This window comes from Ruegeria sp. CDSC052, from assembly GCF_059610685.1.
This window is the reverse complement of record NZ_JBXWOB010000014.1, coordinates 1-12,971: the sequence shown is the minus strand read 5'-3', so window position 1 is coordinate 12,971 and position 12,971 is coordinate 1. Positions and strand designations below refer to the sequence as shown.

8 protein-coding genes are annotated in these 12,971 nt (G+C 52.0%); 1 reads left to right on the top strand and 7 read right to left on the bottom strand.

Annotated elements, in window-relative coordinates; genetic code table 11:
* Window positions 1–128: 128 nt before the first annotated feature.
* The 7 genes from AC2FIM_RS17335 to AC2FIM_RS17305 form a co-directional block, all read right to left on the bottom strand.
* The gene (locus AC2FIM_RS17335; protein ID WP_496678820.1) at window positions 129–1,754 is read right to left on the bottom strand and encodes a pentapeptide repeat-containing protein; all 1,626 of its coding nucleotides are present in this window, start codon (window positions 1,752–1,754) and stop codon (window positions 129–131) included.
* A 669-nt stretch (window positions 1,755–2,423) separates the two neighbouring features.
* Window positions 2,424–3,839, bottom strand: a complete 1,416-nt coding sequence (locus tag AC2FIM_RS17330) for an FAD-binding oxidoreductase (protein WP_496708284.1) — start codon at window positions 3,837–3,839, stop codon at window positions 2,424–2,426.
* 119 nt (window positions 3,840–3,958) lie between these two features.
* The gene (locus AC2FIM_RS17325; RefSeq protein WP_142640326.1) at window positions 3,959–4,216 is read right to left on the bottom strand and encodes a DUF4242 domain-containing protein; all 258 of its coding nucleotides are present in this window, start codon (window positions 4,214–4,216) and stop codon (window positions 3,959–3,961) included.
* A 27-nt stretch (window positions 4,217–4,243) separates the two neighbouring features.
* Complete coding sequence (locus tag AC2FIM_RS17320; protein ID WP_496708283.1) at window positions 4,244–7,843, bottom strand: adenylate/guanylate cyclase domain-containing protein; 3,600 nt, start codon at window positions 7,841–7,843, stop codon at window positions 4,244–4,246.
* Window positions 7,844–8,345: 502 nt separating this feature from the next.
* Window positions 8,346–9,524 carry a carbohydrate porin gene (locus AC2FIM_RS17315; protein WP_142640335.1) on the bottom strand — a complete coding sequence of 393 codons (1,179 nt, stop codon included), beginning with the start codon at window positions 9,522–9,524 and terminating at the stop codon, window positions 8,346–8,348.
* Window positions 9,521–10,225, bottom strand: a complete 705-nt coding sequence (locus AC2FIM_RS17310) for a DUF3299 domain-containing protein (protein WP_246097354.1) — start codon at window positions 10,223–10,225, stop codon at window positions 9,521–9,523. The genes AC2FIM_RS17315 and AC2FIM_RS17310 overlap by 4 nt, the downstream gene beginning before the upstream one ends.
* A gap of 86 nt (window positions 10,226–10,311) precedes the next feature.
* Window positions 10,312–11,862, bottom strand: coding sequence for an amidohydrolase family protein (locus AC2FIM_RS17305; protein ID WP_496708282.1), 1,551 nt, complete (start codon window positions 11,860–11,862; stop codon window positions 10,312–10,314).
* Between AC2FIM_RS17305 and AC2FIM_RS17300 the strand changes: the two genes are divergently transcribed.
* Window positions 11,852–12,853, top strand: coding sequence for an AraC family transcriptional regulator (locus tag AC2FIM_RS17300; protein WP_271951637.1), 1,002 nt, complete (start codon window positions 11,852–11,854; stop codon window positions 12,851–12,853). The two genes, AC2FIM_RS17305 and AC2FIM_RS17300, sit on opposite strands and share 11 nt — an antisense overlap.
* The last annotated feature ends 118 nt before the right edge of the window (window positions 12,854–12,971 follow it).

Here is a 12,971-nt window from a genome sequence, read left to right as displayed (position 1 = left end):
CAATCACAAGGCGTCATAAGCCGGACATTAACTGACGCGAAAGCGGTTCTTGCTTCAAGTCAAAGGCGGAGATGTTTCTCCCAATCAACGCCGTGACATAAGTCTAAACACCGAAACTGAGATGTACCTCAGGACCAAATGCAACCCTCGGGCGGGTCGATGGCAACCACGTCCTTGTATTGTTCTGGAGCCAATTCCTCAAATGTTGGGCCGGGAAAGGGACGGGCGCGGATCCAACCCTTCCAGCGTCCGAAGAATTCAGCGTCATCAAGAACCACGTCGGGCTCAGCCCATTGGCATGGCCTCGCAAATTGCAAGGGCATCAAAACTGAACCATCTCCAAAAGTGTCTCGAAAATCCGCGTCATCTCCAAGGACTGCTTCTGAGAAGTCAACGTTTCGAAATGCCCCGCCGGTGTTTTTGAGGTGGAACAGTGTTGCACCGCCAAATTGAACTTTCTCGGCCTCGCTTCCAGCGATGAAACTATAGCTAAGGATAGCACCACGCAAATTGGCAAGCGTGAAATCCACGTTCTTGGCATAAGCAAACCGAAAATCGGCGCCCCACAGCCTAGATTCCTCAAACGATACGTTTCTCAATTTTGCTCCCATAAAAATAACGCCCTCTGCATTTTCGAGTTCTGAAAAGTCGGAATCTACAATCTCAGACGTTGCAAAATCTGCCATTCGAATATCTGCGCCTGCAAAGTCAACCGAATAGATTTTGGATCCAAAGAAATTTGCGCCCTGAAGACTAGCAGAAACTAAGATCGAATCTTCGAGTCTTGAAAAGGCCATAAAGGAACCAAGCATATTCGATTCTGAAAGGCGCGCGCCTTGCAATAGAATTCGAGGAAATTCTTTGGGATGAAGGTTGGCAAATAACGTTCTTCTTTCTTTACGGAATGCCGGGACGAAGCTACCTATTTGCTCGAAAATATGGACATCGCATTCGTTTGGAAGGGCCTGCTCGCCGCAGTATTCTCGAGAGTATTCCTCGCGATGTATTGAGTAATCAGGGACTTGATCAGAAATTCCGGAAAAGTCATACCTATTGAGTTCTAAAATCTGATTCATAAAAGTATTGATATGGCCAGCTCGACTATAGCTCAAAAATGATATTGCAACTGCACCAATCAATACTATTAAAAAAGCGCATCCGGTAAGTAATCCTCTCAACTTTCCCGAGGTTTTTCCAGAAATATGTAGTGCGGTAAGAAAAGAGGACGCCACCATAATAGAAATTATTAGGGAGTGTATCAGCGTTGTGAAAATGGTTGGATCGACATAGCTACCACCGAGCGCGACGACTGTGGCGAGTGGCACCCCAAAGATCGAAATTGCAAATACGATCTTGACCACAAACGTGTATGGGTCTGAGGAGTGCGTTGCGAGGGTCAAGGACCCAAACCATGGTGTAACAACGTCTCCAACTCCGCCCTTGGAATGTCCTTTGGTTATTTCTGAATAGAACCACCACAGCCTCGACAAAACTGAGAAGAAGTAAACACTAACTAAAACAATCAGTATTGATAGAAAAAGAAAGAAGTTCTGTGGCGCAACTGTGCTGCCTACAAACGGAAGTTTCAGAGTCTCGGCATTGGTGAGAATTTCTGCATCGCTTGTGGAAGCAAGTGCTATAGCGCCAATTGCACAACCAGTAAGTATTGCCAGCCACGTGTTTCTTGCTGACTTTGATAATGCTTCGACCATCTTCAATAAGTGTTCTGAAGGAAGCCCTGATTCTTTTGCCACCATATCAAGCCCTTATCGGTTGTGTTTACGGCCATCTAAACCTAAGCCAGCAAGGCATTCGGCCATCAAATTTTACACGAATCAGAGCACAAGACCGTACGAAGTGACCTTTTGCTCCGATCCAGTAATGACTGCAGGACATTATACGATTTTGAAGCTAAAGACATGGGGACTCTCAGGTCTGAACGGTTTGCTGTCGTAGTAAAGGGCTGCTCACCCCTATGCCATTTCTCGTAGGTGTTGCGAAGTGTACAAGACCGGTCGTTCATATTGAAAGCATAAGCAACCGCTTTGTCCGCATTGCGTGAGTTCAACCTACCTCATCTTTTGCGGTTGCGGCGAACGGCAGCAATGCGGGCTGCGGATGCAGTATTTCAAGACAGTGGCCAAGGTCGGCTCTGGGCCGCTCACACCTGAGCGAGGTCAGGCAGTCGAAAAGATGCCACGATAGCTCCGGCGTTAGCATCGAGCCCAAAGCGGCTAATTGGTCAACAAATCCTTGCCGTCGCAGCGGAACACGGAATTCGCCTGACAGTGGAAAAGACAGTGTCGACATTTTTGACGCGAAAAATATTTGGTGGTCTTAACGCGTAACAGAATACTCGTTGTCAAATATCAAGCATAAGCTCTAAGCGTCCGAATAGATCGGCCTTTCCAAATCGGATGGCCCTACTCAGGCACTATGTTGTGATTAATCCTGAACAGGTTCTTTGGATCATAGCTGCCCTTTATTTTCGAAAGCTTCCCGCTGTTTAGGCCGTATGCACCAGCCATATGATCCGCTTCGTCTTCGGGCATAAAGTTTACATACGCGCTACCGGTCGCATGAGGCCGCATCTGATTATAAAGTCCCCGCGCCCACGCAATGCACTCATCATCCTTGCTCGGGTCTTCCCAACGTGTGTGAACATTCATTATGAAGTGTGCTGATCGTTGCGGATAAGCTGTTGAGTGGGGTTCAATGCGTGCCATTGCGCCACCTACATGCGCAATAAATACTTCGCAAGCAGGGTCGGGAAGGCTGGAAACCGCCTCGAGAAGACCTGTGATTGCTTCCGAGGAAAGCGCTTCGAAATCATGGCTTTTCCAATAATTCCGAGCGCCCGGTGTAAGCAAAGGGTCGAATGCTGCTTGCCAGTCTACAAACTTGTGAGGTGAGATGACATCGGCAATCGGTTCTCCTAGCGCGCGCAAACCCGACAAGGCTTTTTCACCATCGTCTATAGGACCACTGTAGCAAGCTGCAAAAATCAGCACCTCTCTCCCATGCCACTCTTCTGGTAGGAACGGGAGAGGAGGAGCTTTTCGCATCACGCTCCAGACGGTCAGCTCATCGGGTGAATCATCTGCAATGGCTGCGAATTCTGCAAGCAGCTCTGGCGCCTTTTCGATCGGGTGAACGATCAGGCCGGACAGAACATCGGGCCCAAGATCATGCAACTGGAACTCGAATGAGGTCACGACGCCGAAATTGCCGCCTCCACCGCGGATGGCCCAGAAAAGCTCCGGATGGCTTGTGGGCGAGGCGCAGACAATCGTCCCATCTGCCGTCACAACTTCTGCCGACAGAAGATTGTCGATCGTCATTCCGAATTTCCGCGTCGTCCACCCAAAGCCGCCGCCAAGGGTCAGACCAGCGATACCAGTTGTCGAATTGATGCCGACAGGGACAGCAAGCCCATGAGCCTGGGTTTCGCGATCTACATCGCCAAGCAATGCACCCGGTGCAACCCGAGCAGTCTTGTTGACAGGGTCTACGTGTACCGATTGCATCTGGGAAAGATCGAGTAATACGGTCTCGTCTGCAACAGCGTGCCCTGCAATTTGATGCCCACCTGATCGGACCGACATTATGAGGCTGGCGTCCCTAACAAAGTTTACAGCTTTCTGTACGTCGCTCGCCCCCATCGCGCGGATCACGAACCCAGGGTGACGTTCGAACATGCTGTTCCATGTTGTTCTTGCGCCTTCATATTCCGGAGTGCCCTGTAAGTAGACGCCGCCGCGAAGCGAGGAATTAAGCGCATCCAAAGCGCCTTGATCCACAGTTGCCGTGTTTCCGTCGAGTGTTTTTATGTCGTACATGCATAGGCCTCCCTGTTTTCAGATCAGGCTTCTTGCGCGGCTGCCTCATGTAGTTGTGACTTCCGATGCGTTGTCCCGCAGTTAAATCGCCTCGGATTAGGTTTTAGAACTGCGAATACTCAGGTGAATATTCCGGGATCTATCTGATCCACGGGTGTTATGACATCGGCTGGGATGTTAAGGCGCTCGGCCGCCTTTCTGAGGCTTTCCTCGTCAGGGGCCTCATACAGGCAGTATGTTTTGCGCTTGTCTGCGCTGAGGAACGAGAAAATCCACTCGACCCCGACTTCGTCATTGATCTCTTTGATGTGAATTTTGTCGTCGTCGCTGACGTTCAGCTGCTCGGCAAAATTTCTCTCAATTATGTACCTTGGCATAATGCTCCCCCAAGCATGTAAATGACTTTAAACAGCTACTCCCTCGAGCTTTGACCTAAGGAAAACCATACTCAATTGCTGTGAAATTGCCAACGCTTCCCCTTCTAGTTGAAACGCTAGTTTCAAATCATTCGTTCGGCCCCGTTGCCTTAGCGCGGATGCATACGCGGCCTTGCTGTGCGCAATCCACGGTGGGCACTTCATGCGCGTGTCTATTTCGATGGCCTTATGGAACATCCTCTCAGCGGCGTCCCAGTTTTTTAGCACCGCTGCCAGATTGCCTAGACGTCTTGCTGCCGCCCCGGCGCAAACTGTTGTTGCCCCAGCGGTGATCGTCAGCTCTTCGTATGGGGTCAGCATGTCATAGAGGGTCTCAGCATGTCCCAGATGCTCGACTGCGACACAAATGTCAGCGAGATAAGACAAAGTAGTTGAAAACATAGCATCAAGCGGAAGATCGAAGCCATTCTCTGCCATTTCATTCAGTATGCGTTCAGCTGGTTCCTTGTATCCCAACTCGGCGGCAATAAGGCCAAATCCTGGTTTCCAGGAAATGTCTTCCGGGCTATCTGTCATCAGCTTCTTGATCACCGGTGCAACTTCGTGCAGCCGGTTTTGTTCGCGGCGGATGGTAAACATCTGAACACCGAATACGCCCTCAACATGTTCTCCATGTGTCTGACGACCGATTTTCACCGCTTCGTTGGCATGCATCTCCGCTTGCTCAAAATCGCCATCCATAATTGCAACCATGGCGCGTGCGTGCTTTTGCACCCAGTAGAGTTGCAGATGATTGTCCTTTTCCGAAATCTCCGTCAGCAATTCGAGTGAATGATCCATCAAGTCGCGGTCGGCCATTTCGGCCCCGACAAAAAGACTGAGTGTCCGGTCCCGACCCTGATCAATACTCCCCAGGTTTTCGGCCGCTCGATGCATCGCATCAAGATTTTCACGCCAATGACGTACCTCTCTTCCTTTGCGCGCGACGAATGGCGCCCCAAAATGCATCATCATCACCGAGAATTGGGATTTATAGTCCCCTAGTTTCGCGGCCAGTTCCATTGATTGCTGACCATAGCGAGCGCCTTCAGAAAACTGGCCGACAAACATATGTGCCCGTGCAAGTTGGCTCATCAATCTGCACTGCCGTACTTCGTCATCGTCGGGGAGGTCGTTCAGAGCTCTATCACAAAGTTCAATGGCCTCGCCGTGTCTCTTACTCGACATCATACACGAGTCCGCAAAATGGTTCGCAGCATCAGCGGCGAGCGCCACATCGTGTATTCCACGGGCGGCGTCCGAGGCATCTTTCAAGGCCGCTATCCCCTCCGGCAACTGACCCAGGCTGTCATGGCTGCGACCAATAAGGATTTTGGCTTTGATCGTTTCGACACCGTTATCAGATCCAAGATTTTCAGCCGCTTTGAGTGTTTCCCTGGCGTTGACCATCGCCTCTTGGCTGGCGGATCGCGCCAATGCCATATCAGTTGCCGTCTGCCATTTGTCGAACGCAGCACGCCATTCTTCGGCCTCTGAAAGATGGCGGGCAACCAACTCGGGCCGACGTTCAATCTCAGCTGACCGCAACTGCATCAAAGCACGGGCCACGTTTGCATGTTGTTGTCTGCGGGTTGAGCCAAGCATGGATTGATAGGCGGTATCGCGAATAAGGGCATGACGGAAAACGAAATACCCTCGATTGTGCCCGCTTTCAAAGATCAAACCCGTTCGAGACAGCTCTTCTATACGAGATTGAATTTCCGCACTCGCAAGACCTATTGCGGAAGCCAGCAAGCTAGGCTCGAACTCCCGTCCAATGACGGCTCCTGTTAACGCGACTTGTTTAGCCTCTGGCGAGACCGCGTCAAGACGTGCCATCAGTGTGCCCTTCAAAGACGCGGGTATGTGGACTTGCCCGTGTTCACCCGCCTCAACAATCGCCCGGGCCAGTTCCTCGACGAACAAAGGCACGCCGTCCGTCTTCTCAATGATTGTGGCAATCAGAGCATCGTCGGGTGCTTTTCCGGTAACATGGCGAACTAGGTTCGAGACATGGGTCGTATCAAACCGACGCAGCTGGAGCGTATGTACGTGCGCTTCCCCGTCATCATGGGCAAGTTCCCAGCCGGGCCTGTGGGTAATCAAAATCATCAAAGGCAGATCTGCGCAAATTGCTTTGAAGCGATCCAAAAGAGCTTGGGTGGAAGGATCAATCCAATGCGCGTCCTCAACACAAAGAATAACAGGACGCGTGCTTGCGCGCACCTGAACCGTGTGGATTAACGTCTGAATCGTGAGGTCACGTTGCTCCTGCGGTGACATATCGAGAACGCTTCGGGCAAGAGCACTGTGAGGCGCAACCAGCGCGGCAAAGACGGGCAGAACCTTTTCCCATTCCAAGCCCTCTCGGCTTTCCAACATTTTTTTGACAAGGTCGAGAATTTGGTCGTCATCAAAATCTGTCCCCACACCAGCATCCTGAGAAATCCTCTGGGCGACAGGGTGGAACGGGCTACTGATAAGGTAAGGAGAGCAGTTCAGCCTGATAATATCAGCTTCGCTAGTCGCTACAGCATTAGCGAGAAACTCTTCCGCCAATCGCGATTTACCGATCCCTGCTTCACCGGCAAGCAGAACAACCTCTCCCTGACTGTTCTGCGCACGCAGCCATGATTGTAAAAGGATACCTTTTTCGTAGTCGCGACCAATCATGACGCTGCCACTTTCGTCCCTATAAGATGCTCGAAACCGGCTTTCCGCGCTGTGTTCTGATACGACAGTCAAAAGGGTCCGTGGTTCTTTGAAACCTTTCAGCTCGGTTTGTCCAAGAGACCTAAACTCAAATAGCCGATGCAAAGTTTCTTCGGTCTCCTCAGCAGATAAAACAACTGAGTTCGGTTCTGCGTGTTCCTGAAGCCGCGCTGCCAGATTGACAATTGGCCCCGTCATGGCTCCTTCTTCGTAGGTGTTTTCACCGATCGTATCGCCAACTACCACGTCGCCACTCGCGATACCTAACCTGGCTGACAAACGCTCACCGTCAGGTGCTTGAAGATCTCTGACCCGCCGAACGGCCTCAAGACCAGCCTTTAAAGCGCGAACTGCATGATCTTCATAGGCTGTAGGCCAGCCAAAAAAAACCAGGAGACCGTCGCCCAAATACTTCGAGACGTAGCCGCCATACCTGCTAACTGCACCTGCAACCGCATCCTGGTAGCTCTGCAGCAGTTCGCGCATGTCTTCGGGATCAAACCGGTTAGTCAACTCAGTCGAGGCGACGAGATCAGCAAACAAAACTGTTAAGTGACGCCTCTCTGCGATCGCTAATGAAGCAGGCTTCCTTGCGGATAAGGTCACGCCTTGCGATTCATCCGAAATGGGGACCGGGCCGACTTCGTCTGCATCCACGTCTACGGCCTGCGGCGATTGAGACGAGTGCTTTTGACCAGTCAATTCCTGAACCGCTGCCAGGATGATTTTTCGATGGCCCAGACTAACCCCAAGCTCTTTAAGGTCGTCGTTTGACAGTAGTGGCAGTACGCGCGCGTCGATATCATGCTGTGCAAAAGCGTCTGAGTATTGACCCAGTTCGAGATCGTTCAGCCATTTGTCGATTTCAACCGCCATAACGGGATCATGCTTAGATACGGGACGCTAATCAAGAAAACGCTGTAACCACAGGCTGATTTTTGGCGGTCAAACGTCCGCATTGCTTTTCACAGAAATGACACCTACTTATGCAACTTTTTTCAGAATGCAGAGGTTTTTTGCAGGCAGATCTCCCTCAGCGAGCACTTGCTGCGCTGCCGCGATAGGCAGCTTTGTCCGCGATGTGTGAGTTCGGCGAGCCGAGGGTTCGCGCTCGCGGTGAAGGTCGGCAATGCGGGCTGCGACCGCACCATATTTACCCATTGGCCAACGGCCGGTATGGGCCGCCCTCGTGATCAGCTACTATTGGGGCAGGGGGCTTTGCTGCAACGGCACCGAAGTCGGCAGCGAGCCCAAAGCTACCGGGTGCTGCAGTCCGCGCTAACGGTGGCAACGCGCAGAAAGCGGGCTTTGCAAAGTCCTGTTGATCTCCCTTAGTCGCCCTTTGGCACTGCCACTTACCTATTGCATTCACCCCGCATTAGAAAACGATCCGGGTTCTTAGGCCGAACAGCGTAATGCTATCCTGGGCGGGATTCAGCAGCGGGTCAGAAATGAACTGCAGTGATGGCGTGATCTGCAGTCCGGGTGCGATTGAAAAACGGTAGAATGCTTCGAGTGTGAACTGATCGCCATCTATGCCTCTTGCCTCGGCCCAGTTCAGGCCCAACCCGGCCAAATCGGTATTGCGACCGTAGTAGCCAATACCCGCAGAAACGGACCGATCATAGAGTGCTGCTGCCCCTTTTGAGGCCCCTGCCCGGAAGAACGGCATCCACTTATTGTCAATAAACCATGCTGCTGAGAACGCGGCGCCGTAATCTTCTGGACGGCTACCATCGTCAGCCGCATCCGCATGCCAGAGGGTCAGATGGATATTGTCGAAGTAAATGCGATCAAAGCCAGAGGTGTAACCAAGTTCGAGTGATTTGAAGAGATTGCCGTCGCTAAACACATCAAAGTTCGGATCAGACGGGTCGGCGTTTGCGTCTGAGACGCTCGCAACGGCGTAAAGGTTCTCGCTTAGCTTTACCCCACCGGCAATGCCAAGGCCTTGGTTGGGTGCGTTGATTGTCGGGTTGGTATTGAAAGACAGGTTTTGGAAACCACTGTATGGGCTTACCAACCCATAAATGTCCACAAAGTCCGTTACATCAATCTGGCCGACTTGCAGCGTCCACGAACCGTTCTCGGCCCTTTGGGTCCAGAACAGGTTGGTCAATAGCAAACCATTATCGTTGAAGGCTGTTCCCGTGATTGAAAGGGCTCCACCATCCAGACCAAGAAACTGTGGGGCAACATCGGTATAGTTGTGCCGGTCTTCGATCTTGAATGTCAAAGACCCCTGTTCAGTCGCCTGCCAACTGCCATAGAACCGCGCAATTCCGCTGGCAGCTTCGCCCTCCCCCAGATCCGCGTTCGTGGTTTGGCCCAATGCCAAGTAATCAACGTTGAACCGAAACCCATTCTCCGCCAGTCGGTCTTTCCACTGAAACCAACCCGGTGCGGTATTGCGCGGAAAATCGGAACGATATTGTGGATCGGTCAGTCCATCTCCGGGCTCAAGATCAGCTTCGACCGAAGAGGGCCCGGACAGACCTTGAGCCGACGCCGCGCCGGCAAAGACAATACTCAGTACGACAACGAGAAGTCTTATCATTCAGACGCTTTTGCCCCGCCGGTCTTGCGATTGCCCGCCGCTCGGATACGATCAGCGGCACGCTGCTTCCATTCCAGCCTGTCTGCTTCGGTTTCCAGAGTTTCGACACGTTCCGTCTCCAACTGGAATGTCGCACTCATAGGCATGAGGCCGTCCACAACCATCATATTCTGAACAGTGGGATCGATAGTCAGCGTGCCCGTCAGCCGAACGGGTTCGTGGAAATAGCTGGGCGTCCAGTCGCCATTCAACCGCACGCGAATCATTTGATTGGGTTGGGGCGGGGGCATGTGGCTACACATTCCTCGTTCTGGCACTAGATACGCCACAGATCGCCCGTCTGGATCGCTCGGGCCCGGGATGGCAAAGCCCGCGATTGTTATTGTTTGACCGTCGAATTGCGGATTTCCGTTTGTTCCTGCCTTTCTTCGCCGTTCTTTCACAAGCTCTCTTTGATCGAGCAGCCAATCGACATCAACGCCAACTCCCGCCAAGGCATCCTCGGTCTCGGTCAGAAGCTCCTGCCAATTCAGTCTTTCTTCCGCGCTGCCAGTGTCTTGCTGCAGCCTGCCACGCATCCGCACAACGAATAGGACGTCGTCGAACTGTTCGGGGCTGAGCTCCCGATAGGGATCCTCAAAGACCTGCACAGATGGGTCCGGGAGGTCTGCCCAGTCCAGCGCTGCTCCTGGCGTTGCCATGGCGGAATGACCGTAACAGACCAAACCCGCGAGCAAGACGGAACGAAACCAAAGGAACATGAATACTCTCCAGTCGAGTTTTGGGGTCAATTCAGTGTATTTTTGTATATCACACCGTCCTTCATGATAAGCCGGATCGTTTCAGGGCTTTCCGGCCTCGGATCGGCACCAAACCACTGATCACCCGTGCCAACGACCGAGAAGTCTTCGAGGGGGTTACCATCGATCAGCAGGATGTCTGCATAGGCGCCTTCCTCGATCACACCCAGTTTTCCTGCGGTATAAGGGTTCATAAAGTCTCCTGATAGAGCGACTACCTCGCCACCCGTCGATGTCAACGTGACCATTGACGTGTAGGGGCCGAAAAAATCATTGTTTAAGTGTTTTTCGTAGGCAATCTGGATATTGCACGCCTCTACCGAACCAACACAGTCTGTCTGGAAACCCCGCTTCACCGGGCATTCTTTCATATTGTCGATATAGCCTGCAAATGTGGCCGAGGCAGACTTTGCCTTGGCAAGGCTCGCCGGAACATTCGCCACAGCCGGAATGTCGAGAAGGCCGGGGTCAAATGCCGTTAGGTTTGTTGTAATGTACGCACCCTTCTCGTTCATGACTTCGGCAATTTCGCAGTCAAAAGAAAAACCATGTTCGATTGACATAACACCTGCGTCGAGCGCACTCAGGATAGCTTCCTTACGATAGGAATGCGCCATGACATAGCTGCCATATTCATTCGCGACCTGCACGGCGGCTCTGATTTCTTCGGGCGACCCGGCCAGCAATTGCCAAGGGTCGAATGCCGACACGACACCACCGGATTGCATGAATTTCAATTGCGTCGCGCCCATACGAAAGTTGTTACGTGCGAATTTATAGACGTCATCGACACCACTGACCTCCTGAGCCATGTTCAGCCGACCCATGTTTGTCTCCGAACCAGGTGGTGCTGTGAAATTCGCGAAGTCAGCGTGACCACCGCGTGTTCCGATAAACGCCCCAGATGGATAGTAACGAGGGCCCTCGATTTGCCCCGAGTCAATCGCCCTACGTAGTCCGCCATTAGCGCCACCAGCATCCCGGACAGTGGTGAAACCCTGCATCAAATACATCTCGGCCATCCGCGCACCGTGTATGGCAAAGTCCTCCCAGGTCGTGTTGGCCTCCATCGCAGGCAAGGTCGGCCCCATCAGCATGAGATGTGCGTGTAGTTCAATAAACCCGGGTGTCAGTGTCCGCCCCTCTCCGTCAATGACTGTAGCATTGGGGGCATCGATCGCATCGGTCGATACGGACTTAATCAGGTTGCCCTCGACCAATACGCTGGCATTCTCGATACGCTGTTCATTCACGCCATCGAAGATATGCACGTTGGTAAACAACGTTTGGGGTTCTTCTTGATCCTGAGCCTGCGCGGATGCTGAAAAAGAAAGACCTGCAGCGACAATTACGGTCGAGCAAAGCGACATTCGTAGACCGGACATAAGTACTCCCTTCATATTCATGTTTTGCCAACTGTAGTCCGGAAAACTTTTCCTCGGTTGCCCCTTTTGAATTGGCATGTTCGAATGTGTTCGTAAAAATGGCCACTGAATACAAATACTAATCATCACAAGGGTGACGAGCTTGCCTTTCAACTCCGCCTCTCAAGAGCATAGCGAGGGCTTTATTCGCCTCTCCTTAGCCGCTCCGTTTTTGCAATATCTCACCGAACGCAAGATCAATCCGCAACCAGCATTGGACCAGGTCGGATTGAAAGCCGAACTGTTGTCTGACCCATCCGTGTTCGTTCACTCAGAGCTGGTCTACGGATTGGTGAATGCCTTCTCAGAAGTATCAGGAGATCGATACCTAGGACTGAATGTAGGGGAGGCGTTTGACCTGCAAGGATGGCCGCCCTTCGCTCAAGCCTTGCAATCTACGAAAACGTTATTCGAGTTTTTTACCCGCTTTGTTGGGCTCGTACCGCAGGAGTCCAATTCTGTGCGGCACAGCCTTGTGATTGAAGCAGACAAGGCGACTTATCGTATCGAGAGGCAACAGGAACCAACTGTCCCACCCATTCAGGTGACCGGTTTTGGTGCCGCAATCTATGTACGCCTATTGCAGACCGTCGTCGGAGATTCTTGGGATTCTTCGCGTGTGCGATGGGAAAGCAGATACATCAATGGGCTGCCTATCGACTACAAAGGGATCGAGGTTGGCCTTGGGACTGATCCCGGAATGCAAATTAGTTTTCCTGTGGGATGGTTGTTTTTGCACCATGTCTCTGAGGGCTCTGCCAAGCCCATAGCTTCACCTCAACAAGAGGAAGAAGTAACCGTGGTGGCAGCTTTGCGCTCTGTCTTACGCGACAAACTAGATGAAACCGATTTGGGACCTGAGATGGTGGCTGGAATGCTGGGAATACAACCGGAACGGTTTCTGAAAGCGCTTCAGCGACAAGGCACAACGCTACCCCGTGAAATCAAACGGCTGCGTGTCGATGTCGCCAAAGAGCACCTCAAAGAAGACCAGATGACAATTGCGGAGATTGGTCTGATGCTCGGCTATTCCGACAAGTCCCATTTCACTCGCTTTTTCCGAGGTCAAACCGGAATGACACCGACTAAGTTCCGAAGCAAGTAAATGTGGTCGAGCCAAAAGAAAACTTGGTTGGGAACGTACGACTAGGCTCCAGACTCATTGATTTACAGCCAGAATAGGACTGTAGCAGCGAGAGCGATGGCCGAGAGGAATACCTTTG